Below are 25,712 nucleotides of genomic sequence, written 5' to 3'. Positions count from 1 at the left end.
GGCCGCGCGGGTGGGGCCTCGTCCCGCCTCAGCCTGCGGCCGTCACGTCGCAAGCCTCTTGGGCATCAATGAGCCGGAGAGATAGTCGCACACCTGATCGAAAGGCATGGGGCGGCTGAACAGATAGCCCTGGCCGTTCTCGCACCCCCAGGCAGAAAGCAGAAGCGCCTCGCCTTGGGTTTCGATGCCCTCGGCCACGGTCTTCAGCCCGAGGGTCTTTGCCAGTCCGATCATCGCGCGCACGATCTCGCCGCCATTGGCCGGGGTGCCCAATCCCGAGACGAACGATCTGTCGATCTTGATCTCGTCCACCTGCAGGGTTTTCAGGTGAATGAGCGAAGCATAGCCGGTCCCGAAATCATCGAGGGAGATGCCGATGCCCTGGGCCCGCAGCCAGCCCAGATTCGCCCTTATGTTGTCTCCCAGCTCATCCATGAGCACGCGTTCCGTGATCTCCAGCTTCACCGATCCGTGTCGCAGTCCCCTGCTGTCCAGAAGATCGAGCAGCGTGGTGACAAACTCCCGATTGATCAGATTTTCCGTTGCAAGGTTGATGGACACCGCGCCGAAATCGACACCCGCGTCAGACCACGCCGAGATGTTGTCGACCACGGTATGCGCCATCCTGATGGCGATGGCGTCGGCGAGCCTGGGGTCGTCCAGGGCGGATTTGATGGCAAAGGGCGCAAGAACACCCCGTTCGGGGTGGCGGATGCGCAGCAGCGCCTCGAAGCCGCACGCCCTGCCCGTTCCGAGCGAGATCACAGGCTGATAGTAGGCTTCGATCCAGTTTTCCTTCAGCGCGAGCCTCGCCAGCTCCAGTTCTGCCGAGCGCCTCTCGGCGGCGTTTCGGATTGCGGGATCGAAGAGCTTGACGCTGCCCTTGCCTGACGACTTTGCGGCGTAGAGCGCCAGGTCTGCCCGCTTGAAGACCTCGTCGGGATGCTCGTTGGGGTGCCCGAGGGTGCAGCCGATGCTGGGCCTGCACAATCTGGACTTCCTGTTGGTCCTCAGACGAGCGTCGAGCTGCTCTTCAAGATGTTTCGCCCGTGCAAGCAGGCAGGCTTCGTCGGAGCAGTGCTTGCCGATGATCGCGAACTCGTCGCCGCCAAGGCGGGCGACAAACTCGAAGGGCTCGACGAGCTTCTGCAGGTGACGGCCGAACAGGCGGAGCACGGCATCGCCCGTAAGATGCCCGAACCGGTCGTTGACCAGCTTGAAGTCGTCCATGTCGAGGACCATGAGGCCGATCGGCCCGGAGGCGCCGTTGAGACGCCGGCGCAGCTCGTCGACAAAGCGCCGGCGGTTTGGCAGGCCGGTCAGATCGTCCTGGTAGGCCTGCCTCTTGAGACGGACCTCGGCAAGATGACGCTCGTGAATGTCCTCCACCGTCCCGTACCAGCGCAGGATCTTGCCCTTCCTGTCACGACGTGCCGAGGCGCGCGCACGCGTCCATCGATAGTGCCCATCCTTCATGCGAAGGCGGTAGTTGATGTCGAGGGCCCTGCCCGTCGACAGCGCCTCCTCCCAGCTTTCGATGGTCGGAGCGACATCATCGGGATGAAGCGCGCGGAGCCAGCCATTGCCGAGGGACTGTTCCAGGCTGAGGCCCGTGAACTCCTCCCATCTGGTGGAGGCGCTCAGCACATCCCCCTGGGGGCTTGCCGTCCAGGCGATCTGCGGGTTCTGCTCCACCGTGTGGCGATAGTGCTCCTCGCTTTCGCGCAGCGCCTCCAGCATGCGGGCCCGCTCGATGGCGAGGGAAGCCAGACGGCGCAGGCGATCCATCTCCGCATGTTCGACGGGGCTCGGCGCGCGTGGCTCCCTGAAGTAGAAGCCGAAGGACGCGATGACCTTGCCATGAGAACCAAACAGCGGCTTTGACCAGCAGGCCCGGAAGCCGAAGGGAAGGATCAGGTCGCGCCAACCCTCCCACAGGGGATCGGTCGCGATATCCTTGCTGATGACATCCCGCTTCTCATAGGCGGCCGTGCCGCAGGAGCCCATGCCCGGCGCGATCTTTATGGATGGCACGTTGCGCAGCAATTCATCGGGCAATTGAGGCCCGATGCCCGACGAAAAATATTCGCCGTCTTCGTCCACCAGAAGGATGCTGCATATGGAGCCGGGTATATGCTTTTCGGCAGAGCGGCAGAGCTCGGACAGCACCTCGTTGAGTTCGGCACCCATGGAGAGCATGTCGAGGATTTTCGTCTGCGTCAGATCGCGAATTTCGGCCGTTATCCATTCCTGCGCATCGATCGCGCAGCCCACCCACATTCCGTCTCCCACATGGCGAACGCTTATGAGGTGACGGTGATAGACGCCGTCATGACGGCGCACGCGCAGTTCCACCTGTTTGGTTTCCTGGACCTGGGCCTTGAAAGGCAACTGTGCGCGAAAGATCGAAGCATCCGCCGGATGTATGGCGTCCAGCCAGCCGTGCCCCAGTCCCTGCTCCTGGGGCAGGCCCGTAAACTCGCTCCAATGCGCGTTGTTGAAGATGACCTTCCCTTCGGAATCCGACACCCAAACGATGCCAGGGACTGTCTGGGTCAGTGTTTTGAAGAGTTGACTGTCGTCCATGGTCGGTCTGCCAGGCTGCTGGAGCAGCAATTTCAAATACAGACCGGTTAATATTCGTTTCAATACGCAACGAATCTTGAATCCGTTGTTGATTCGCCCGCAAGATCCGTACGCGTGAAGCGGCAAGCGCCCATGCTCGCATGGCGAAGCAGCCGGCTGCATGCCCGGCGCGCAGGCGACGGGAGACGCCGCAGTTTCCGTCTTCCAGACAGGTTCATCGTTTCATTGAAACGCTGATCCGGTCCATCTATTTGTTTTGCCGCATTTGTGCGACGCCAGATGATTCCATCTGGCTGCAAAATTCTCCGGCGGCCTGGGCTTTTCAGGCCGCCGCGCGCGCGGCCAGATGCTCGAACAGCCTGGCGACGGCCTCCGCACCCGGATCGACATTGCCTTCCAGCTGCTTGGCGTTGATGTAGGAGGCGCGCCCCACCCTTGCCTGCGAAATGCCGGCCGTGCGCTCTGCCCCCGCCCGGGCAGCCGCGGCTGCGGCCTCCGGCCCGTCGGCCAGCGCGTCGAGCGCGGGGCTGAGCGCATCCACCATGGTGCGGTCGCCGAGGCGGGCGCCGCCGATTTCCTGCATGCGCGCAAGCCCGGCGCGCAGCGCCTCGCGCATGGGCTGTCCGCTGGAGGCGGCGTCCCCCGCCGCGGTGAAGAAGATGGCAAGGAGCACGCCCGAGGATCCGCCCATGGTCTGGCTCAGCTCCTGGCCCAGTGCACGCAGAAGCTGGGTGTGATCGGAGAGCGGAAGCTGATCCATGGCCGAAATCAGCGCCCGCGCAGCGCCTGCCAGCGTGGAGCCGGTATCGGCGTCGCCGGACTTGGCATCGAGCGCGTTAAGGTCCGCCTCGGCGGCCAGCAGCGCCTCGCAGCATTCCAGCAGGAAGGCGCGCGTGGGCGCGTGGTCGGAGGGGATCGGCTTGACCGGCCGCAACCCGTCGGGAAGGCCCAAGACCCTGACCGGGGAGATCTGCGACACGCCCGGCCAGGCGGCAAGGGGCGTAGGCGCGGCAAGAAGCTCCATCTCCTCCTCGCCCACCGGAAGCACCGAAATGGAAAAACCCCTCATGTCGAGCGAGGTCATCAAGGCGGCCGGACCGACGATGGCCTTGAGCCGCGGCGCGATGGTCGAGTTCGCCAGCTCATATGCCAGCACACCCATTTCCAGCATCGAGGTGCCACCCAGATTGTTGAGCAGCGCCACATGGGGCCTGTCGGCCATGACGCTTGCAAGCTTGCTGCACATTGCATGCATCGCCGCGCGCGCACCTTCAAAGGCCACCTGCTCGACACCGGCCTCGCCGTGAATGCCAAGGCCAAGCTCGGCCATGCCGTCGGGAATGCGCTTCTCCTTCGGCGATCCGGGCACCGTGCAGGTGTCGAGCGACATGCCGATGCTGCGGGCGCCGGCAATGACACGCTCGGCGGCCCGCGTCACGGTTTCCAGGTCGGCGCCGCGTTCCGCAAGGGTGCCTGCAATCTTGTGGACGAACAGCGTGCCGGCAAGACCGCGCGCATGTGGCAGGTCGGGAAGGGCGATGTCGTCGTCCACGATGACCATCGCAACCTTGAGGCCGAATGCGCGCGCCCGCTCTACGGCCAGACCGAAATTCAGCCGGTCGCCCGTATAATTCTTGACGATGACGAGACAGCCCGCCGGCCCGGTCACCGCCAGGATGCCGGCAAGCACGGCATCGACGGAGGGGGAGGCAAAGACATCGCCGCACACCGCCGCTGTCAGCATGCCTTCGCCCACGAAGCCCGCATGGGCCGGCTCGTGGCCCGAACCGCCGCCCGACACGAGCGCCACCCGATCCTTCTGCCAGTCGTTGCGCACGATCACACGGATGTGCGGGTAGCCGTCGAGCCGGGCAAGCCTGCCCCCGGAGGCGGCCACGACGCCGTCCACGGCCTCGGTAACGATGTCCTCTTTCCGGTTCATGAACTGGGTCATGTGGTCTCTCCATGGGCGATGCGCATCCCGTCGGCATCGAAGTAGTAGGGGTTGGCGGGGCTGATCTTCACGATGTCGCCCGGCCTCAAGGGCGTATGGGCATCCGTTACGGTCACCAGTTCGCAGTCCTTGAAGCGCAGGTGAAGGCGCGTCTGGTCGCCCAGCCGCTCGACGCGAATGACGGAGCTTTCCTGCCCGTCTCCCTGGCGGATGTGTTCCGGGCGCAGGCCGATCGTGCGGGCACCCGCCGGCGGGTGGGGGAAGAGCCCGGCGGGAAGCAGGTTGATGCGCGGCTGTCCGAGCCGGCTGGCGGCATAGACGCTTGCCGGATTTTCGTAGACCTCGCGCGGCGAGCCGAACTGCACGATCCGGCCGCGGTCGAGGACGCCCACATGGGTGGCCATGGTCATGGCCTCCACCTGGTCGTGCGTGACATAGAGCAGCGTCGCGCCCGAATGGGCCTGGATCCTTTTCAGCTCGATGCGCAGATCGGCCCGCAGCTTGGCATCGAGGGAGCTGAGCGGCTCGTCCATCAGATAGATGGAGGGATTGCGCACCAGCGCGCGCCCGATCGACACCCGCTGCATCTCGCCGCCCGACAGGGCGGTTGCCCTGTTGTCCAGCTTGTGCGCAATGCGCAGCATCTCGGCAACGGCCTTCACCCGGCGGTCGATCTCGGGCCGTGGTGTCTTCAGGATCGGGGACTTGAGGGGGAATTCGAGGTTCTGGCGTACCGTCAGATGCGGGTAGAGCGAATATTGCTGGAAGACCATCGCGACGTTGCGCTGGGCCGGCGTGAACCCGGTCACCAGCCTGCCGCCGATGGACACCGTCCCCGCATCCGGCCTTTCAAGGCCCGCCACGACCCGCAACGTCGTGGTCTTTCCTGCCCCCGTCGGTCCGAGAAGCACCACGAAGGAGCCATCCGGAACGGCGAGCGACACGTTGTCGAGCGCCCTCGTGTCTGCGAAGATCTTGGTGATGTTTTCCAGTATGACTTCAGCCACCGGCGAGCACCTCCCTGTTCGCCTGCGATAGAAGCGCCCGGCCGCTTGCCGCATCGAAAACGGTGAGCGTGCGCGCATCGAAGGCAAGACCCACGGTCTCGCCGGTGCGCACCGGCTGGGCGGAGGAAAGCCTCGCCTTGAGCGCGCCATTGGCGGTCTCGATGGTTACGATCTGCGTCGTGCCGAGATATTCGACGGCGAGGACCTCGCCACGATAGGGCGCGCTGTCGTCGAGATGCACATGCTCGGGGCGGACACCCAGCGCAAGGCGGCCCTTGCCGCCTTCGAGCAGCGCCGGGACTTCGACATGGATCCCGGCAAGGCCGATCCGGCAGGCGCCCCGGGCCACAGCTCCGTCGAAATGCAGGAAGTTCATGGCCGGCGAGCCGATGAAATCGGCGACGAACATGGTCGCCGGCCAATCGTAGATGTCCTGCGGCGCGCCAAACTGCTCGACCACGCCGTGGTTCATCACCACGATCCTGTCGCCCATCTGCATGGCCTCCAGCTGGTCGTGCGTCACATAGACCGTGGTTGCGCCCATGCGGTCGTGAAGCGCGCGCAGCTCGCCCGCCATCCGCTCGCGAAACTCCGCATCGAGCGCGCCGAGCGGCTCGTCCATGAAGAAGGCCTTGGGCTCGCGAACGATCGCCCGGCCAAGCGCCACGCGCTGGCGGTCGCCGCCGGACAAGCCGCCCACAGGGCGGTCGAGAATGTCCTCGATGTCGAGGATTCGCGCCACCTCCTGCACCTTGCGCCTGACATCGGCCCTCGCCATGCCCTGGCTGACCAATGGGTAGGCGATGTTGCGGCGCACGTTCATGTGCGGGTACAGGGCGAACATCTGGAAGACGAAGGCGATGTCGCGCTGGCTTGCTGGCCTGCCGCTCACCTCCTCCCCGTCGATATAGATCTCGCCGGAGGTGGGCAGTTCCAGCCCCGCCATCATCCTGAGCGTCGTGGTCTTGCCGCAGCCCGAGGGCCCGAGCAGCATGAAGAACTCCCCGTCCTCGACGGTGAAGGTGGAAGACCGCACGGCGGTGAAGTCTCCGAAATCCTTGCGCAGCTTTCTGATTTCTATCCTCGCCATCACCTACTCCGGGAAATGCGAGACGATGATGAAGCCGATCGTCCCGATCAGGAGGACGATGAAGCTGTAGGTGAAGGCCCACATGAAAAAGGGCTGCATCAGCATGAGCACTCCGAGCCCGATGAGAATGCTGGCCGCCATCTCCCACGGGCCGCGCACGAGGATGCGCCGCGATGCCTTCTGGCGGGCAGGGTCTGCCTCTTCATGCCGATGGCCGTGACGAGCCTCGCTCATTTGCGCACCGCTCCGAAGGTTATGCCACGCAGGAGGTGCTTGCGCAGCAGAATGGTGAACACCATCACCGGCACGAGGAACAGGGTTGCGCCGGCGGCGACGGCGGGCCAGTCCTGGCCGCCGACGCCGATGATGGTGGGGATGAAGGGAGGTGCCGTCTGCGCCGTGCCGGAGGTCAGAAGCACCGCGAAGGCATATTCGTTCCAGGCGAAGATCAGGCAGAAGATGGCCGTCGAGGCGATGCCGGTGGCCGCCTGCGGCAGCACCACCTTGCAGAAGGCCTGGAAGCGGGTGTAGCCGTCAATCAGCGCCGCTTCCTCGTATTCGACCGGAATCTCATCGATGAAGCCCTTCAACAGCCACACCGACAGGGAGAGGTTGACTGCCGTATAGAGCAGTATCATGCCCAGATGCGTGTCGTTGAGCCCGAGCTGGCGGTACATGAGGAAGATCGGGATGGCGACGGCGATCGGCGGCATCATCCGTGTCGAGAGGATGAAGAAGAGCAGATCGTCCTTCAGCGGAACCTTGAAGCGCGAGAAGGCATAGGCGGCGATGGTGCCCAGAAACACCGTCAGGAAGGTCGAGCCGAAGCCGATGATGACCGAGTTCATGAACCGCTCGCCGTAGCGGGAGGGTCCGACGATCATCATGCCCTTGTCGCGCACGATGCGCTGGTACCAGGTCTCCGGCGCGCCGCGTTCCTGAAGTGCCTCGTCGCTGGCACGCGTGCGCGTGGTGAAGAGATTCACATAGCCTTCCAGCGTCGGCTCGAAGACGACCTTCGGCGGATAGGCAATGGCATCGGCAGGCGACTTGAAGCCGGTCGCGATGATCCAGGCCAGCGGCATGATGGTGACGAGGGCATAGAAGGCGACCAGAAAGCCCGCGAACAGCTTTTGCCGGCCGGATGGCTCCGTGACGGAAAAACTCATCTCTCTTTCACCTTGTTGAGGGCTTTCACATAGATCGATGCAAGGCCGAAGACCGTGACGAACAGGATGACCGCATAGGCCGAGGCATAGCCGGTGCGCCATTTCTCGAAGGCTTCGCGCTTGAGGTTGATGGAGGTCAGCTCCGTTGTCGCACCCGGCCCGCCGCCGGTGAGCTGCACCACGAGGTCGAACATCTTGAAGTTCTCGATGCCGCGGAAGAGCACCGCCAGCATCAGGAACGGCAGGACCAGCGGAATGGTGATCGTCCAGAACTGGCGCCATTTGCTGGCGCGGTCGCATTCTGCCGCCTCATAGATGCTGTCGGGGATGGAGCGCAGCCCGGCAAGGCAGATGAGCATCACGAAGGGCGTCCACATCCATGTGTCGACGATGACGATGGCCCAGGGGGCGAGTGCCACCTCGCCGATCATCGAAAAGCTGGATGGGTCGGCACCGGTCAGAAAGCCAACGACATAATTGAACAGGCCGATCTGCGGCTGGTAGAGGAAGGTCCAGAAATTGCCCACGACGGCCGGAGAGAGCATCATCGGCAGGACGATGATGGTCGTCCACAGATCGTTTCCCCGGAACTTCTTGTTGATCAGATAGGCAAGGGCAAAGCCGATGACGACCTGGAAGAAGATGGTCCAGAACAGGAAATGGGCCGTGGCCTGCATGCTGATCCAGATGTCGCCATCGGTCAGGATGCGTTCGTAATTGCGCAGGCCGATGAATTCGGCCTCCCGGTTCGGCCGGTTGACCCGGTAGTCGGTGAAGCTCAGCCGAATGGTCCAGATCAACGGGAAGATGTTGATCGCCAGAAGCAGAAGGATGGTCGGGGCCACGAAGATCCAGGCCAGAGCCCTGTCGGACAGTCCCTTGACGCGCCGGGCGACGCCGGGAGGGGTCGTGGCTGCGGCCCGCTCTATCGGAGAAATGGACATCTTGCGACCTTCACTGTCGATGCTGCCGATGCGATGCCGGCGGCCGCGCCGGCATCGCTCGCTGCAAGCGCCTGTCGATCGGGCAGGCTAGTACTTGCCTTCGTCCTCGAAGATTTCGGTCCAGTCCTCCACGAGGCCGTCGAGGGCTTCCTGCGCCGTTCCGTTGCCGGCCACCACATAGTTGTGAACGCGTGCCTGCATGGCCAGCAGCAGATCGGCATAGGCCGGCTCGGCCCAGAAGTCCTTCACGATGGCCATGGAATCGAGGAAGGTCTGGGCGTAAGGCTGGCTCGATGCGAAGCCTGGATCCTCGACAACGGCACGCAGGGCCGAATAGCCGCCCATCTCCCACCATTTGGCCTGGATCTCGGGTTGGGCGAACCACTTGATGTATTCGAGCGCCGCATCCTGCTTGCTCGAATAGGCGACCACGGAAATGCCCTGCCCGCCCAATTGCGCATAGTGGCCGCCGGGCCCGGGCGGATTGGCGAAATAACCGGATTTGCCGCCGCCGACATTCGGGTCCGCCTCCACGCCCGGCCAGATGAAGGCGAAGTTCATCTGCAGGGCGACCTGCCCCGACTTATAGGCGTCGATGTTTTCCGACATGTACCAGTCCGAGGAACCGGGCGGGGTGCAGCAGTCGTAGAGCTGCTTGTAGAACTCGAGCCCTTCGACGGCGCCGGGCGAATTGACGAAGCCTTCCAGCTCATAGGGCTTTTCGGGATTGTCGTAGTCGAACCCGTAATTGTAGAGGATGTTCGTCACCCCCATGGTGATGCCTTCGGAGCCGCGCTCGGTGTAGATGGCAGCGCCATAGACGCGGGTTCCGTCGATTTCGCGCCCCTGGAAGAACTCCGCAATGTCCTTGAGCTCGGCCAGGCTCGCCGGCACGTCCAGGTCGCGCCCGTATTTCTCCCTGAACTCGGCCTGCAGCTGCGGCCGCTCGAACCAGTCCTTGCGGTAGGTCCATCCCACCACGTCGCCAAAGGCAGGCAAGGCCCAGTAGTTCGGCGTCCCCTTGGGCCACTCGGCGTAGCCGGTCACGGTGGCGGGGATGAAGTCGTCCATCGAAATGCCTTCCTGCTCGAAGAAGTCATTCAGCTTGACGTAATGGCCGCTTTCGGCCGCCCCGCCGATCCACTGGCTGTCGCCGATCATCAGATCGCAAAGCTGGCCGCCGGAATTGAGCTCGTTGAGCATGCGGTCGGCGAAGTTCGGCCAGGGAACGAATTCAAAGCTCATCGTGTGGCCGGACGCTTCCTCGAAATCCTTGGAAAGCTCCACCAGCGCATTGGCCGGGTCCCAGGCGGCCCAGCACAGCGTCAGGTTCTCGGCCTTGGCCGAGGGGACTGCAAGCGCGCTCGTTCCGACCAGCAGGCCGACGCCGAGAGCGCAATTCCATACCGTCGATTTCATCTCAAAAAACCTCCCACCTCGCTTCGGCGCATGCCGAAGCGGCGCTTCGCGCCAGGGCGCGAACTCCATACGCGAGCAATGTGAAGCCTGTGGCCCCTCCTCCCCGCGCGCCTTCGTGCGCCGGATGCGTTCGGATGGCGCCGACACGGCGATCCTGTGCGCGCCCTATCCATAGATGAGGTACGTACCTCAAGGCAAGCATTTTTTGAGGTGCGTACCTCAATTTGCCTTGCCTTGCCGCCGGCGCTGTTGAATAAAGCGGCAGGAACGGCCGTCTGAAGTGGAGGAAGGATGCGCCCCACCACCAAGGATCTTGCCAAAGCGGCGGGTGTCAGCCTGGCGACGGTGGACCGCGTGCTCAATGAAAGGCCCAATGTCAGCGCCCGGACGGTCAAGAAGGTTCAGGATGCGATCGAGCGCATAGGCTTCGTGCGCAACATCGCGGCGGTGAACCTGGCGCGCAACAGGACCTATCGCTTCCGGTTCGTGCTTCCCGAGAAGGGCGACCAGTATCTGAAGGAGTTGCTGCGCGAAGTTGCCGCCGCCAATGCCGCGCTCAAGCCCGACCTCGTCTCCGTCGACGTCGCCCAGGTGGCCATCGAGGACCCGCACGCGGTGGCGAACTATCTCTCCTCGCTGGAGGCGGGTGCGGTCGACGGCGTGGCGGTCATGGCGCCCGAATCTCCGCAGGCGCGCGATGCGATGAGCCGGCTTTGCGAGCGCGGCATCAAGGTCGTGCAGTTTCTCTCCGGCCAGGAAAATCTGGAGAAACTGGACTTTGTGGGCGTTGACAACGTCGCCGCCGGGGCCACGGCCGGCCGCATCATGGGCCGGTTCAGCGCCGGCAGGGCGGGCAAGATACTGATCGTTGCCGAGACCATATTGTCACAGGACAGCATCAAGCGGCGCCTCGGGTTCGACCGGGTGATAAACCGTTGCTTTCCGGGCCTGCGCAGCCTGCCGACCCTGGAGACCCATTCGGACCTGGAGCGCGCCGCCCGCATCGTGAAGACCGCCTTCGACCACAACCCCGACATCGTGGGCGTCTATGTGGTCAGCCCCGAGGCGCGCGTGCCGCTGGAGGCGATTGCCCGCTTTGCGGATCTGAAGAAGTTCGTCGTGGTGGCGCACGAGCGCACGCCCTTCAGCGAGCAGGCGCTTCGCGAGGAAAGGGTGGATGCCATCATTGCGCAAAATCCGGGCCATGCCGTCCGCAGCGCGATCCGCATCCTGCGCGCAAGAGCCGACCATCTGGAGCCTGTTGCCGCCCAGGAGCGCATCCGCATCGAGATCCTGCTGGCCGAGAATCTGTAGCCGTCGCGGTCGAAAGCCGGCGTCGGACCGCGACGGCACGGCGGTGTTTCCGAAACCACCGCCATGGGGCCAAGGAGCGCTCAGCCCGGCAGCGGAATGAATTCGTCACGGTCTCCCGTCGGAAGATCGAACTGGCCGCGCCCCCAATCCGCCGCCTGCCATTCCCGCTTGGCGTGCTCGATCTTCTCGCGGCTCGAGGAGACGAAGTTCCACCAGATATATCGCGGGCCGTTCAGCGTGGCGCCGCCGAGCGCCATCAGACGGGCGCCCCTCGGCCCGGCGGCAACGGTGATGCGGTCGCCGGGACGGAACACCATCATACGCCCGGCCTCGAAGGACTGTCCGGCAATCGCAACGCTGCCCTCGGTGATATAGAGCCCGCGATCTTCGTGATCGTCGGGAAGCGGAAAACGCGCGCCGGGGTCAAGCACGACGTCGAGATAGAAGGTCTGCGAATGAAGCGTTGCCGGTGCCGAGCGGTCATAGGCAGAGCCCAGGATGAGGCGCGACCGGACGCCCCCGTCCTCGAATTCCGGCAGGCGATCCTTCCCATGATGCTCGAAGGAGGGGGCAATGTCCTCGCGATCTTCCGGCAGGGCGATCCATGTCTGGATGCCGAACAGGCTGTGCGGCCCGCTGCGTGCTTGATCGCTCGTCCTTTCGGAATGCGTAACGCCCCGCCCCGCCACCATCCAGTTCACCGCCCCGGGGCGGATGATCTGATCCGTCCCGAGGCTGTCGCGGTGATGGAAATCCCCGCGATAGAGATAGGTCACGGTGCCAAGCCCGATATGGGGGTGCGGCCGCACGTCGATGCCCTGGCCGGTCAGGAACTCCGCCGGGCCGGCCTGATCGAAAAAGATGAACGGACCCACCATCTGACGTCTGGGCGCCGGCAGGGCGCGACGCACCTCAAAACCGCCCAGATCGCGGGCACGCGGGACGATCAGCGTCTCGATGGCATCGACGCCGATCTCATCGGGGCAGCCGGGGGTCAGGGCGGGATTCCAGCTCATGTCGGCTCCTTTCGGCTCCCGCCCGCAAACACGGCCTGCGCAAGGGCGTGGATGCAGGCGCTCATCGGGCGTATCTGATCGCACCATATCCCGCTATTACTGAGGGGCAAAGCAGTCCCGGGAAGGAAGGACATGACCTGCGGCATCCACCACGTCACGGCGATCACGCGCAAGGTGCAGGCCAATGTGGACTTTTATGCCGGCTTTCTCGGCCTGCGCCTGGTCAAGCAGACCGGGGGATTCGAGGATGGCGCGCAGCTTCATCTCTTCTATGGCGATGCGCTCGGCAGCCCGGGCTCGCTCATCACCTTTCTGGTTTGGGAAGACGGCGCGCCCGGACGGGTCGGCCACGGACAGGTCGCCGAGATCGCCTTCGCCGTTCCGCAGGCTTCGATCGGCGCCTGGCTTACCCGGTCGCTTGCGGCCGGCGTCAAGGTCGATGGTCCCGTGCGCGAGTTCGGCGAGCCCGTTCTGCGCCTCAAGGACCCCGACAGGATCATCATCAAGCTTGTCGGCAGCGATCTTCCGGCAAGCGCCGCCCTGGCCGATCCGTCCGCGCCCACGCGGCTGCGCTCCGTCACCATCCTCTCGCAGCGGCCCGACGAGACCGCCGGCTTCATCGAGCGCTTCGGCTACCGGCCGGGGCGGCGGGAAGGCAACCTCCAGCGCTGGCATGGCGAGCGCGACGCGGTGGACATAAGGGACGCCAGCGGATATGTCCCCGGCATTCCCGGAACCGGCATCGTCGATCATGTCGCCTTCCGCGCCGCGGATCGGCAGGCGCTCGTCAGGATGCGTGCCGCCCTCAAGGCACAGGATGGCGTCACCTCCGTCCATGACCGGAAATATTTCGTTTCGCTCTATGTCCGCGAGCCGGCCGGAACATTGATCGAATACGCCACCGATGCGCCAGGACTGACGGTGGACGAGGACCCCGCTCATCTGGGCGAAACCCTCTTCGTACCGGATGCGGACATGCACCGCGCCCAGGACCTGCGCGTGATCTTGCCCCAGTTCGCCCGTCCGGGCGAGGAAAGGATTGCCATGCGCGACTTGCCCTTCGTCCATCGCTTTCACAGGCCCGAGAGCCCCAACGGAGCGCTCATTCTCACCCTTCACGGGACCGGCGGCAGCGAGGCCGATCTCTTTCCGCTGGCCCATCGTCTCGATCCGCGGGCCACCCTGCTGGGGGTGCGGGGGCGCTCGACGGAAGAGGGCGTGTCGCGGTTCTTCCGCCGGCTCGACATGACGCATTTCGATCAGGAGGACATCCGCTCGGAAGCCGAAGCCTTCGCCGCGTTCTGGCAGGGCGCGATCCGCTCCTATGGCCTCGATCCGCAACGCATCACGGTTCTGGGCTATTCCAACGGCGCAAATTTCGCGGCCGCGGTGGCCGCGCTGCACCCCTCGCTCATGCGGCGGGCCATTCTCCTGCGGCCAATGGCGGTGCTGGAAACGCTGCCGGATGTCGATCTGTCACATCTCAGCGTTCTCACGCTTGCCGGCAGCCGCGACCCCTACGGCGCCTTCGCGCCCCGCCTCAACGAATGGCTGAGAAAAAGCGGAGCCGCCCTCGACGCCCGCCAGATCGACGCCGGCCATGAACTGGTCGCACATGATCTGGCGGCCGCGCAGGCGTGGCTGGCCCGTCAGGCCGACGGGCCGGGCCAGCCGCCTCCGCAGGACTAGCATTTTGCAGCCAGACGGAATCATCTGGCGTCGCACAAATGCGGCAAGACAGACAAATGGACCGGATCAGCGTTTCAATGAAACGACGAACCGGTCCAGGCGCGGGGCGCATCGCACGTCCGGCAGGCGAACGCCTCCGAGCAGCGATGCCCCCTTGCCGTCATGGGCAGGGCCTTCGCGGCGAAGAACCGTCTCCGCCTTCGGCATGCCGCATCAGGCGCTTGCCGCCATCGTATCCTTCGGCAAGGTTGCCTCCGTTTCGAGGGCAAGATCGAAGATTCGTTGCAGATTGGCGGCATGGCCGAAAGATGGTTCCAGGGTCTCGCCCTGTCGAATCGCGCGAATGAAGCGCTCGTAATTGCTTTCGACGGGGTCGAGGGGAATGTCCCGCCAGCTGTGCGTTTCGATATCGCGCCCCAGACAGGCCCTGAGATGCGATATGCGCTGGCCATCTTCCCCCCGGCCGCCATAGCTGACTTCCAGGCTGCCCCGTGAACCGAAGATGCGAAGCCGCAGATCGTCGGCATAGCCGGTTGCCCAGCGGGTTGCATGGATCGTACCCAACGCGCCATTGGCGAATTCGACAGCCATGACGAAGCTGTCATTGGCATCGAGCACATATTCGCCGATGCGGTCGTTCTCGGCCTTATGGAAGGCCTTGAGCCGGCAGGACACCTTCTCGATTTCCGAGGCCGTTCCGTAGGATGCGAAATCCAGGATGTGGATGCCGACATCGCCGAGAACGCCGTTGGAGCCGTGCTGCCTGGACAGGCGCCACAGCCACCGGCTTTCCGTGCGCCAATCCCCCCAGTAGCGGCTGGCCAGCCAGCTCTGAAGGTAGGACGCTTCGACATGCCTGACCTCGCCGAGCTCACCGGCCGTTACCAGTTGGCGCGCCTTCTGCAGCGCCGGCACGCTGCGATAGGACAGGTTCACCATCGCAACGACCTGCGCCTCCTGGGCTGCCTGCGTCATCGCGCTGGCGTCGGCATGGCTGGTCGCCAGCGGTTTCTCGCAGAAGACGTGCTTTCGGTGCGCCAGAACCGGCATCGTCGTGGCATGGTGGGCGCTGTCGGGCGTCACATTCGCCACCGCATCGAACGCGCCCCATTCGAGCGCAGCGCCGAGATCCGTGAACCAGCGTCCGATCCCGTGCTCGCGGCAAAAGGCCTGCACGCGCTCGGGATCGAGATCGACCCCGGCAACGACCTCCACGCCTTCCATGGCGCCGAACCGCCGGGCGTGCTGTGCCGCCATGGAGCCGGTGCCGACAATGATCAAGCGAATTGGCTTTGCGTTCATCTGAATCCCCTGTCGCCATGGGCGTGCAGCTTCGGCCCACGCTCCGAAATCGGTTCCAATGCCTGCTCGACAGGCACGTTGGGGGCTGCGGTCACGTCCTGTGTGGTCTGCGCCGGGTTGTAGGCCCAGCGAACGGCGTTTCGCAGCACCTTGCGAACATTCTCGTCGTAATAGGTGGGATAGGTTTCGTGGCCGGGCCGGAAATAGAAGATCCTGCCCCTGCCGCGCTGGTAGGTCACGCCCGAACGGAAGACCTCGCCCCCCTGGAACCACGACAGGAACACCGTCTCCATCGGCTCTGGAATGCCGAAGGGCTCGCCATACATCTCCTCGTTCTCGAGCGTGAAATGGGCGGGCAGGCCGGCGGCGATCGGATGGCCCGGATTGACCACCCAAAGGCGTTCGCGTTCGCCCGCCTCACGCCAGTGGAGCGCGCAGTGGGTCCCCATCAGGGTCTTGAAGATCTTGGAGAAATGCGCCGAGTGGAGGGCGATGAGGCCCATTCCCTGCCACACGCGCCCGGCAACGCGCGCAACGATGTCGTCGGCCACCGCACCATGGGCGGCATGCCCCCACCACAGCAGCACATCGGTCTCTTCCAGCACGCGGCTCGTCAACCCGTGCTCGGGCTCCTGAAGCGTTGCGATGCTCACCGCGATGGTTCCGTCTGCCCGCAGCGCGTCGGCAATCGCCTCATGCATGCCCTTGGGGTAGAGCTGGGCGACGGTCTCATTGGTCTGCTCATGGACGTTTTCGCCCCATACGAGCGCTCTGATCATCGTGCCTTCCCTGGCTGGATCACCCCGCTGGGGGTGGGTTGGAGATGGACGGCCGCGCCCTCTCAGTGACGCGGCAGGGGTTTGCCTTTCGCATCGAAGCGGTGAAACTCCCGCGGCATGGGCGAGAAGCGGAGGGCTTCGCCCGGCTTGAAGGCCACCGTGCCCGGCTGCCTGACGATCACCGGCTCTTGCGCCTCGATGTCGAGATAGACATAGGTGTCGGAGCCGAGATTTTCGGAGTGGATGACACGGCCGCTCCACACGCCTTCGCTGGTGATCTCGATATGCTCCGCGCGCACGCCGACCGTTGCGCAGCCGAAGGGCTGCGAATGCCTGCCGGTCAGGAAGTTCATCTTCGGCGAGCCGATGAAGCCGGCGACGAACAGCGACTGCGGATGGTTGTAGAGCTCCAGCGGCGTTCCGATCTGCTCGACCACCCCGTCGCGCAGGACGCAAATCCTGTCGGCCAGGGTCATCGCCTCGACCTGATCGTGCGTCACATAGACCATCGTCGCATTGCCGATCTCCTTGTGCAGACGGGCGATCTCGATGCGCGTGGAGACGCGCAGCGCCGCATCCAGATTCGACAGCGGCTCATCGAACAGGAACACCCGCGGATCGCGAACGATCGCCCGGCCGATGGCGACGCGCTGGCGCTGGCCACCCGACAATTGCCGCGGAAGACGGTCGAGCAGCTTTTCGATCTGCAGCATGGCGGCCGCCTTCTTCACGCGCTTCTCGATGTCTTCCCGGCCGGCCCCGGAAAGCTTCATGCCGAAGGCCATGTTCTGGAACACATCCATATGCGGGTAGAGCGCATAGGACTGAAAGACCATCGCGATGCCGCGCCTGGAAGGCGCGCAATCGTTGACGCGTTCGCCGTCGAACAGCAACTGGCCCGAGGTGATGTCTTCAAGCCCGGCGATCAGGCGCAGAAGGGTGGACTTGCCGCAGCCCGAGGGGCCCACGAACACCATGAACTCGCCGGAGCGGATGTCCATGTCCACACCCTTAATGACCTCGAACGCGCCGAACGACTTGCGAACGCTCCTGAGCTCTATGTTGGCCATGACCCTATCCCTTGACGCTGCCGGCCGTAAGGCCCGACACGATCTTTCGCTGGAAGACGAGCACGAGCAGAACGAGCGGCACGGTCACGATCACCGATGCCGCCATGATCGCGCCCCACGGAATCTCGAACTCGCTTGCGCCCGAAAGAAGAGCGATGGCGACGGGCACCGTTCTCGTCGTCTCCGATGCCGTGAAGGTGAGCGCGAAGAGAAACTCGTTCCATGCGCCGATGAAGGCAAGCAGCCCGGTGGTCGCCAGGGCCGGCCACAGAAGCGGCATGAAAACCCGGGTGATGATGATCCAGGGCGAGGCCCCGTCGACGATCGCCGCCTCCTCCAGCTCCACCGGCAGGCCACGCATGAAGGTGGTCAGCACCCAGACCGTGAAGGGAAGCGTGAAGATCGTGTAGCTGACGATCATCGCCCATGGCGTGTTGAACAGCCCCAGAAAGCGTATGAGCTCGAACAGCCCCGCAAGGACGGCGATCTGCGGAAACATCGAGACGGCCAGAATGGCGAGCAGCAGGGTGCTGCGCCCGCGAAACGGCACCCGCGCAAGCGCATAGGAGGCCGTGACCGCCAGGAACAGCGAAAACAGCACCGTCATGGTGGCGATGAAGACGGAGTTGAGGATGGATATGGGAAAGTTGCGACTGGTCAGAACCGCCACATAGTTTCCCAGATCGAAGGACACCGGCAGGTAGTTCACCTGGAAAATGGCCGTGCCGGTCTCGAAGCTGGTGAGCACGGCATAGTAGAAGGGGAACACCGCTACCACGACGATCACCACTACCAGCGCATAGAAGGAGATGGCGCCGACAAGCTTCATAGGCCCCTCCCGCCAAGGTTCAGCCGGCCGAGCCGGATGTAGAGAAGAACGAAGCCGGCAATCAGCAGGAACAGCAGGGTAGACTGCGCCGAACCGTATCCGAACTTATTGAAATCGATGAGATTCTCCCGAGCGATGACCGACATGGTCTTGGTGGCCGAAGAGTTGGGCGTGAGCACGTAGACCAGGTCGAACATTCTCAATGCGTCGAGCGTGCGGAAGATGACGGCGACCAGGAGCGCCGGCCGGATGAGCGGCAGCGTCACCCGGAAGAAGACCTTGACGGGATTGACCCCGTCGAGCCGTGCCGCTTCGTAGATTTCGCGCGGCACCATCTGAAGCGCGGCAAGCACCAGGAGGGCCACGAAGGGCGTGGTCTTCCAGACATCCACGATGATGATGGCCAGCATCGCGGTGTCCGGGCTGGCCGTCCAGGCGATCTTTTCGGAGATCAGCCCCAGCTTCAGGAGCAGGTCGTTGATGATGCCGAACTGGTCGTTCAGCATCCAGCCCCACATTTTCGCCGAGACGATGGTGGGGATCGCCCAGGGGATGAGAACGGCGGCGCGGACAAGCCCGCGCCCCCTGAACTCGGCATTCAGCACGAGCGCAACGATGACGCCGAAGACCGTTTCGAGACTGACGGAGACGACCGCGAAGTAGACCGTATTCCACACCGCGTTCCACCAGTTCGGATCGGCCAGGACGCCGCGGAAGATCGTCCGCCCGGAGGAGAGAGTGCGCCAGCTCAGATAGTTCTGCAGCCCGATCCATTCGCCGCCGCCCAGATCGTTGAGCGTGGTATCGGTAAAGCTGAAATAGATGGTCCGCAGAAGCGGCCAGGCAGCAACCAGGAACAGGGCCGTGACCATCGGCAGCAGGAACCACATGGCGGCCCGGACACGCTGTGCCTTGAGCTCGGAGCGGCCCTTGGGGGATATCGGCTGCGCGGGTGCGGCGACGGTGGCCATCGCGTTTCCTCCCGAAGACTGTGGCCGGGGCGGCCTTCAAGCGGCGGCGGACGGGCCGGGGCGCCTGCCGGGCGCCCGGGCCTGACCAGGATCGGGACTACCAGCCGTCGCCCTTCAGCGCTTCCAGATCCGCCTCCAGAATCTCGAGATTCTCGGCGGCCGTACCGTTGCCGGACAGCGTGTCGTGAACCGCGCTCCAGAACAGCGAGGAGACCTCGTTGTAGGCCGTCTTCGTCGGCGCAGAGGGGCGCGGCACCGCCTGCAGGAACACATCCTTCCAGCGCGGGATGATGGGCTGCTCCTTCGCGATTTCGGGGTCGTCGTAAAGGTCGATGATGGTCGGAAGATTGGAGGCGATCAGGGCCCGCCGCTTCTGTGCCTCGGGGCTTGCCAGATAGACGGCAAGCGAGATCGCGGCCTCCTGCTCATCGGAATATCTGGAAACGGCGACGTTCCAGCCGCCGAGCGTGGCAGCGGAGGTATCGCTGTCGCCGCCCCTCGGCAGCACGGTGACGTCGAACTTGCCCTTCACGGCGCTGTCGTCGCCGTTTCCAAGCCCGTAGGCGTAGGGCCAGTTGCGCATGAAGACGGCATTGCCGGTCTGCCAGACACCCCGGGCTTCCTCCTCCTTGTAGGCCAGGACGCCCTGCGGCGAGATGGTGCCGGGCCAGCTGGCCGCGAGATCGAGGGCCGCAATGGCCGCCTCGTTGTTGACGGAGATGGTGCCGTCGGGCTCCACGATCTGGCCGCCGCCGAAGGACTTGATCCATTCGAGCGCGTTGCAGGTCAGGCCCTCATAGGCATTGCCCTGCCACACGAAGCCCCAGATGTCGCCATTGCCTTCGGCGCGCTCGGCGTCCTGGATTTTGCGGGCCGTTTCGGTGAGCTCCTCCCAGGTGGTCGGCACCGCCGCACCATGCTTTTCAAGAAGGTCCTTGCGGTAGTAGAGCGCCGGAGCATCCGTGAAGAGCGGCAGCGCCACCAGCCTTCCATCCACGGTCTGGGACTCGATGATGGACGGGAAGTGCTTCTCCACCAGATCGCCTGCGGCCTCCTTGAGATCGACGAAGTGCTCCGCCAGCTGCGGGGCCCAGATCACGTCGGTCTGGTAGAGGTCGATGTCCTTGTTCTGTGCCGCAAGCCACAGGCGATACTGGCCGAACTGGTCGGTGGTCGACGCCGGCATCGGCACCAGCCTGGCATCATGCCCGGTTGCTTCCTCCCACGGGGCGACAAGCTCCTCGAAGACCTGCACCGCGTTGCCGGTGATGCCGGCGGCGTAGTTCACCTCGGCCGCGCGCGCCCCGGCCACCGCCAGCAGAGCGCAAGCGGCCACGCCCGCCGTCAAGAATTTTCCGTGCATTCTCGTCCTCCCGCATTTGGCGCCCGCCGGGCTCCTCCCTTGCCGGCGCCTTCCTGACCGTCCGCGGAGCGCAAAACCCCGCTGCTCCCTGAAGCGAATTCGCAGGTATCCGAAGCGCTTCGGATGTGGAAGCTAGAACCACTCCCATCCCTTGTCAATCCCGCCGATGCCGTGCCTTGAGTGGCCGGGCAGCTTGATGTTACCGACATTCATCCTAAATAATTGCGGTCGTTTCTTTTTTTGATGGAAGTGGCGGCATTGTCCGTCCACCCGCTTGGTGTAAAATGGTGCCTGAGGCCTTGGGGAAGCGGTCTTTTCGCTCTCCCCGGACAACAGAAAATCGAAAGCGCTTCGGATCGGCTTTCATCGGCAGCGGCGGGGAAACGCGATGAACATGAAGACCCTGGCAGAGATGCTGGGATTGTCACAGACCACGGTCAGCAGGGCCTTGAACGGGCATTCCGACGTGGCCGAGGCGACGCGCCGGCGCGTCGAGGAGGCGGCCGTAAAGCTCGGCTACAGGCCGAATGCCAGCGCACAGCGTCTGGCGACGGGGCGGGCGGGCGCGATCGGCCTTATCCTCCCCGCCAACAGCGACCGGCTCATGAACCCCCATTTCCTGGAATTCATCGCAGGTCTTGGCACGCATCTCATCCGCAAGGAGTTCGACATCGTGCTCATTCCGGTCGAACTGCAGGACGAGATGCGCGCCTATGAGCGCATCATATCGAGCAGACAGGTGGATGCGCTGGTTCTGAGCATGCCGACCCTGGCCGATGAACGGATTCCGCTTCTGACCAGACGCGGCATGCCGTTCATCCTGCATGGCCGCACGCGCTCCAACGTCCCTCATGCCTGGCTGGACGTGGACAATGAGGGCGCCTTCCGGCGCGCCACGCGCCATCTTCTGCAGCTCGGGCACGAGCGCATCGCACTCGCCAACGGACCGGCGGGCTACACCTACACCCATCATCGCGAAAAGGGATACCGCGACGCGCTTGCCGAATATGGCATTGCGCCCGATCCCGCCCTGATCAGCAACAGCGACCTCACCGACATGACCGGCTATGCCATCGCCGATGGCTGGCTTTCCCTGAAGGCGCCCCCGACCGCCATTCTCACCAGCGCGGTGACGATGGCGATGGGGATCTCCCGGGCCATCCGCTCCCGCGGCCTCACTCTGGGCCGCGACGTCTCGATGGTCGCCCATGACGATGTGTTTCCCTATCTCAACCCGCAGACCATGATCCCGAGCCTGACGACCACGCAGTCCTCGCTGCGTGCCGCCGGTTCCCGGATCGGCGAGCTCCTGCTCGAAATGCTGGAAGGCCGCGACCCCGGCTCGATCGGAGAGCTATGGCCGGTCCCCCTCATTCTTGGAGATTCCACGGGGCCGGCGCCGCAATAGCGGGAGGAGCGCTTGGTACCCATAAGCCGAGGTCCGCTGCGCCTTCTCCATGAAGCTGACCGCTCATGGGGGCGGCAGCCTTCAATCGGCTTGAACGGCCGGACCGCCTCCGGTCGATGAGATGGCGTGGCTGAACATGAAAGTCCTTAAGATTCTTCCAGGCTTTGTCACCATGGGGCGATTGGCGGCGCGCCTCGCCACGACACGCTCCGAAAGCTTCGCGAGACAGCCGGGAGTCACCCCGAAGAGGCAGCAGCGAAGCGGTTGATCCGGCCGGGCAACGTGCATCCAGAATACGCCGGCTACGGCATCTTGCAGCCGGATGGAATCATCTGGCGTCGCACAAATGCGGCAAAAACAAAGAGATGGACCGGATCGGCGTTTCATTGAAACGGTGAACCGGGCTAAAGCTCCTCCTCGGAGGGCAGGTCCGGTTGCCCGCCTTCGGCGGGCTGCGGCGGCTTTCGCCTTGCCGTCTTCCTGCGCTGCGGTTTCCTCGGCTCTGCCTTCGACTGCATGTCCCCGCCATCGACGCTCTGGGGCTCGACGATCCTGATCGGCGCAGGCGGCGCGGAGCCCTTCTTGTCCTCGCCGAAATAGAGCGTGACGTGCGGGAAGGGGATCTCGATGCCCGCCGCGTCGAAGCGCTTCTTGATGATGGCGTTGTAGGCGCGTCCGACGGCCCATTGCTGGCCGGGCAGCGTCTTGATGCGTATGCGCACATTGACGCTAGAATCGGCAAAGGCGGTCACGCCGTGCACCTCCAGATCGTCGATGATGCTGGCGGCGTGTTCGGGGTTTTCGCGCAGTTCCTCGAAAGCCTGCCTCATCACCTCGATCACCTCATCCACATTCTCCCGATAGGCCACCCCGTACTCCCCGACATGGTAGGAAAAGCCGCGCATGAAGTTCGAGACCGTATCGACGGAGGAGAACGGGATGATGTGATAGGTGCCCGAAAGATCGCGAATGCCCACGGAGCGGATGGTCAGCTTCTCCACCACGCCGGTAATGCCGGAGGCGGTGACGACGTCGCCGGTATAGATGGCGTTTTCGAGCTGGATGAACACGCCGGTGATCACGTCCTGCACCAGCTTCTGCGCCCCGAAGCCGATGGCCAGGCCCAACACGCCCGCGCCTGCCAGCAACGGCCCGATATCGAGGCCCAGTTCGGACAGGGTGACCATCAGCGCCATGACGACGAGCGCGATGGTGAAGGCGTTGCGGAAGATCGTCAGCAGCGTGCGCTGGCGCGCCCTGGAAGCGGCCAGCATGCTGTCGGCCTCGGCCTGCTGGTTGAGGCGATGCTCGATCCAGGAGGAGACAAACAGCCAGATTGCGAAGGCGGCGGCCAGCACAAAGGCAATGGTGACGATGGTGCCGATGACGTTGAGGCCCGATTCCGAACGGATCCAGGCGAAGAAGTCGACGATCCGCCAGGCGTCCAGCACCACGGCGGCGACGAGGAGAGCGATGAAGACGCGCACGCCCCGCAATGCGGCGGGCACGAAGGCGTTCAACCGTTCTTCCAGCATGGGAAACCGCACGCGCGTCTGCGGTTTCAGCCGGATGCCGAGGGCCATCGCCCTGTCGATCAGGATCGAAAGGAGCACGCCCGCCGCCACTGCCAGGATGGTCTGAAGCGTCGCGCCGATGATGAAGGAGAGGGCCGATTCCGGGCGCAGGAGCAGAAGCAGTGCAAGCACCGCCGCATAGGCGATCGCAACGATGTGCCAGATGTGGGACAGGGTTCCCAGAAGCACATTCGCAAGACGGGTGCGGCTGCGCTCGGCCATGGCGCGAAGCCCCTGCCTCACCGGCTCCCGGTTCTGGCGCACCACGACGATGATCAGGGCAAGCGCCAGCCCGTAGACGACGGCCCCTGTGACGAACCCGAGCGCCGTTCCGAGATTGAGTTCGACGATCGGCTCGACAACCAGAATCCCGTAGCCCAGCAGGCTCGCAAGACGCGAGGCCCGGCTTTCCCAGTAGGCCGCATCCTCCGCTGTGACCGGCAAGAGGCGCAGGTCCTCATGCCGCGTGGAGAAGAAGAGGCGGATCGCCACCTTTGCGGTCTCGACCACCAGAAAGGCGTTGAGAAAGAACGACTGGCTTGCATCCATGCGCCCCGCCTGCTCGCCAAGCGCAAGCAGGGCGACGCCATGGCCGGCCAACCAGCCGATGGCGATGGCGGCGAGATCGATCAGGGCAGCGCCGAGGGTGGCCAGGCCGCGCCGCATCCAGTGGGCCGAACCGTGCGCACGCGCGGCCCAGCCGGCGATACGGCGGTAGAGGCCGCCTGCCGCCAGGCGCGACAGCCACATGACGACGGCCACGACGGCAACCAGCACGCCAAGATCGAAGGTCGCCTGCGCGAGACCGGCCACCCCTTGCGAGGAGACCGAATCCATCTGGAGGCTGAGGATGCGCCGATAGGCTTCCGCGGCCTCCGCGGCGATCTCCTCGATGAGGCCGTTCGTGGCGCTGGCGATCCGGCGCGCCAGCGGCACCTGTTCGGCCGGCGATGCGGCCTCGGCGCCCTGTCCGGCGGCAAGGCGACGCAGCTGCGCGATCAGCGCGTTGCGCGCCGCCTCGTCTTCCAGAATGTCGGCCATGGCGGCATAGCCCGGCTGCGAGGCGCCGTCCGCCGCCGCCTGCGGGTCCGGGCCCTCGGCCTGTGCACCGGCCGCTCCCGCCAGAAGGGGCAGGACGAGCAGCGCAAGAACAACATGACGAAGAAAAAATGGCATCCGCCGGCCTCGCTTCCAGTTGCTGGGTGTCGCTTTGACGATGTAACCGCCGAGGATAGAGGCTGATATTCTTATTTCAACCGGCACACTTCTTCGCGAATCTTGCGCTGGCGAATGTTGCGCGATCACCTGGTCCGCATATATATTTTGCCGGCTTTGAATCGGCGACGATCCTGCCGCTTTGCTATCCGCGACGGTTGTCCAGAAGGCGAGTGATGTGGAGGGAAAGCAGGATGACGAGAACCCCGGCCATGGTGGTGAGGCGCGGCACCTCGCCAAAAAGGAGATAGCCGGTCGCCGTGGCGAAGATGATGGAAAGGTAGCCGAAGGGCGCAAGCACGTTGGCCTGCGCCGTCTGATAGGCGCGCAGGAAACAATATTGGCCAAGCTGGGCCAGGATCCCGATGGCAAGCAGCGGCGCCCAGTCCGCCGGCTGGACCGGCTGCCACGTCATGGCGGCTGGAACAGCGGAAATAAGGCTGAGCCCCACGGTATAGAAGACCATCAGAACCGTGGTGTTCTCATCCTTGAGAGCACGCGTCTGAACCACGGCAAGCGAGCCGAACAGCACCGAGGCGAATGCCGCGGCAAGGCCGGGATCGAGCGGCACGTGACCCGGCGCCACCATGACCAACACGCCGGCAAGACCCAGCGCGGCACCGAGCCAGCGGATGGTGGAGATGCGCTCCCCCAGAAGCAGCACGGCAAGCAGCATCACGACAAGAGGGCGGGTGAAGCCGATGGCGCTGACAAGGGCCAGCGGCAAGGCGGCCAGGGCCGCGAAGTTGCCCGTCAGCGCCAGGGCGTTGCAGGTGATGCGGAAGATGTGCCGGCCGGTGTGGCGCGTGTGCCGGATCTCGCGCCGATGGCGCCAGACGAGCGGCAGGATGATCACCACACCCACCACCGAACGCAGGAAAACGAGCTGGATCGCCGGGTATTGCGCGCCCTCCATCTTGACGAGGGCGGCCATGGCGGAGATCAGCGTCATGTCCGCAAGCAGCCAGATCACACCGATCCGCTCTGCCCGCCGCTCCGGCGATGGCTGCATT

The 25,712-nt window shown here is 64.4% G+C and carries 20 protein-coding genes; 3 read left to right on the top strand and 17 right to left on the bottom strand.

Features of this window, described 5'->3' with window-relative positions; translation table 11 throughout:
• Positions 1-42: 42 nt before the first annotated feature.
• The 8 genes from NYR58_RS02650 to NYR58_RS02615 form a co-directional block, all read right to left on the bottom strand.
• Positions 43-2,586 (bottom strand): EAL domain-containing protein, encoded by a 2,544-nt coding sequence (locus NYR58_RS02650; protein ID WP_261518923.1) that lies wholly within the window; start codon positions 2,584-2,586, stop codon positions 43-45.
• Between the two features lie 322 nt (positions 2,587-2,908).
• The gene (locus tag NYR58_RS02645; protein ID WP_261518922.1) at positions 2,909-4,540 is read right to left on the bottom strand and encodes a dihydroxyacetone kinase subunit DhaK; all 1,632 of its coding nucleotides are present in this window, start codon (positions 4,538-4,540) and stop codon (positions 2,909-2,911) included.
• Positions 4,537-5,547 (bottom strand): ABC transporter ATP-binding protein, encoded by a 1,011-nt coding sequence (locus NYR58_RS02640; RefSeq protein ID WP_261518921.1) that lies wholly within the window; start codon positions 5,545-5,547, stop codon positions 4,537-4,539. Before NYR58_RS02640 ends, NYR58_RS02645 begins: the two co-directional genes overlap by 4 nt.
• Entirely contained in the window at positions 5,540-6,637 is a 1,098-nt protein-coding gene (locus NYR58_RS02635) for an ABC transporter ATP-binding protein (RefSeq protein WP_261518920.1), read from the bottom strand. The genes NYR58_RS02640 and NYR58_RS02635 overlap by 8 nt, the downstream gene beginning before the upstream one ends.
• 3 nt (positions 6,638-6,640) lie before the next feature.
• Positions 6,641-6,871, bottom strand: coding sequence for a hypothetical protein (locus tag NYR58_RS02630; RefSeq protein WP_261518919.1), 231 nt, complete (start codon positions 6,869-6,871; stop codon positions 6,641-6,643).
• The gene (locus tag NYR58_RS02625) at positions 6,868-7,806 is read right to left on the bottom strand and encodes a carbohydrate ABC transporter permease (RefSeq protein ID WP_261518918.1); all 939 of its coding nucleotides are present in this window, start codon (positions 7,804-7,806) and stop codon (positions 6,868-6,870) included. The genes NYR58_RS02630 and NYR58_RS02625 overlap by 4 nt, the downstream gene beginning before the upstream one ends.
• Complete coding sequence (locus tag NYR58_RS02620) at positions 7,803-8,750, bottom strand: carbohydrate ABC transporter permease (protein ID WP_261518917.1); 948 nt, start codon at positions 8,748-8,750, stop codon at positions 7,803-7,805. Before NYR58_RS02620 ends, NYR58_RS02625 begins: the two co-directional genes overlap by 4 nt.
• Positions 8,751-8,837: 87 nt before the next feature.
• Positions 8,838-10,169 (bottom strand): ABC transporter substrate-binding protein, encoded by a 1,332-nt coding sequence (locus NYR58_RS02615; RefSeq protein ID WP_261518916.1) that lies wholly within the window; start codon positions 10,167-10,169, stop codon positions 8,838-8,840.
• 291 nt (positions 10,170-10,460) lie between these two features.
• Here NYR58_RS02615 and NYR58_RS02610 point away from each other — a divergent pair, with 291 nt between their 5' ends.
• Entirely contained in the window at positions 10,461-11,483 is a 1,023-nt protein-coding gene (locus tag NYR58_RS02610) for a LacI family DNA-binding transcriptional regulator (RefSeq protein ID WP_261518915.1), read from the top strand.
• An 80-nt stretch (positions 11,484-11,563) separates the two neighbouring features.
• Here the strand turns inward: NYR58_RS02610 and NYR58_RS02605 are convergent, their stop codons facing one another.
• Entirely contained in the window at positions 11,564-12,499 is a 936-nt protein-coding gene (locus NYR58_RS02605) for a pirin family protein (RefSeq protein WP_261518914.1), read from the bottom strand.
• A gap of 132 nt (positions 12,500-12,631) precedes the next feature.
• Here NYR58_RS02605 and NYR58_RS02600 point away from each other — a divergent pair, with 132 nt between their 5' ends.
• Positions 12,632-14,188 carry a VOC family protein gene (locus tag NYR58_RS02600; RefSeq protein ID WP_261518913.1) on the top strand — a complete coding sequence of 519 codons (1,557 nt, stop codon included), beginning with the start codon at positions 12,632-12,634 and terminating at the stop codon, positions 14,186-14,188.
• A gap of 213 nt (positions 14,189-14,401) precedes the next feature.
• Here the strand turns inward: NYR58_RS02600 and NYR58_RS02595 are convergent, their stop codons facing one another.
• From NYR58_RS02595 to NYR58_RS02570, 6 genes are all read right to left on the bottom strand, one after another.
• Positions 14,402-15,475 carry a Gfo/Idh/MocA family protein gene (locus NYR58_RS02595; protein WP_261519161.1) on the bottom strand — a complete coding sequence of 358 codons (1,074 nt, stop codon included), beginning with the start codon at positions 15,473-15,475 and terminating at the stop codon, positions 14,402-14,404.
• A gap of 11 nt (positions 15,476-15,486) precedes the next feature.
• Positions 15,487-16,269, bottom strand: coding sequence for a ThuA domain-containing protein (locus NYR58_RS02590; protein ID WP_261518912.1), 783 nt, complete (start codon positions 16,267-16,269; stop codon positions 15,487-15,489).
• Positions 16,270-16,331: 62 nt separating this feature from the next.
• A complete protein-coding gene (locus NYR58_RS02585; protein ID WP_261518911.1) occupies positions 16,332-17,339 on the bottom strand; it encodes an ABC transporter ATP-binding protein in 1,008 nt (335 codons plus the stop codon).
• A gap of 4 nt (positions 17,340-17,343) precedes the next feature.
• The gene (locus tag NYR58_RS02580; RefSeq protein ID WP_261518910.1) at positions 17,344-18,168 is read right to left on the bottom strand and encodes a carbohydrate ABC transporter permease; all 825 of its coding nucleotides are present in this window, start codon (positions 18,166-18,168) and stop codon (positions 17,344-17,346) included.
• Positions 18,165-19,139 (bottom strand): carbohydrate ABC transporter permease, encoded by a 975-nt coding sequence (locus NYR58_RS02575; RefSeq protein WP_261518909.1) that lies wholly within the window; start codon positions 19,137-19,139, stop codon positions 18,165-18,167. The genes NYR58_RS02580 and NYR58_RS02575 overlap by 4 nt, the downstream gene beginning before the upstream one ends.
• Positions 19,140-19,236: 97 nt before the next feature.
• Positions 19,237-20,502, bottom strand: coding sequence for an ABC transporter substrate-binding protein (locus NYR58_RS02570; RefSeq protein ID WP_261518908.1), 1,266 nt, complete (start codon positions 20,500-20,502; stop codon positions 19,237-19,239).
• A gap of 388 nt (positions 20,503-20,890) precedes the next feature.
• On the opposite strand from NYR58_RS02570, the gene NYR58_RS02565 reads away from it, so the two are divergent.
• The gene (locus NYR58_RS02565) at positions 20,891-21,910 is read left to right on the top strand and encodes a substrate-binding domain-containing protein (protein ID WP_261518907.1); all 1,020 of its coding nucleotides are present in this window, start codon (positions 20,891-20,893) and stop codon (positions 21,908-21,910) included.
• A gap of 404 nt (positions 21,911-22,314) precedes the next feature.
• On the opposite strand, the gene NYR58_RS02560 is transcribed toward NYR58_RS02565, so the two are convergent.
• Both NYR58_RS02560 and NYR58_RS02555 read right to left on the bottom strand, forming a co-directional pair.
• Positions 22,315-24,660 carry a mechanosensitive ion channel domain-containing protein gene (locus NYR58_RS02560; RefSeq protein WP_261518906.1) on the bottom strand — a complete coding sequence of 782 codons (2,346 nt, stop codon included), beginning with the start codon at positions 24,658-24,660 and terminating at the stop codon, positions 22,315-22,317.
• A gap of 184 nt (positions 24,661-24,844) precedes the next feature.
• Positions 24,845-25,711, bottom strand: coding sequence for a DMT family transporter (locus tag NYR58_RS02555; protein ID WP_261518905.1), 867 nt, complete (start codon positions 25,709-25,711; stop codon positions 24,845-24,847).
• Position 25,712: the final 1 nt, after the last annotated feature.

Source organism: Chelativorans intermedius, from assembly GCF_025398255.1.
Classification (GTDB): Bacteria; Pseudomonadota; Alphaproteobacteria; order Rhizobiales; family Rhizobiaceae; genus Chelativorans; species Chelativorans intermedius.
Note: the sequence above shows the minus strand (reverse complement) of the source record. Positions and strands in the feature narration are given on the sequence as shown.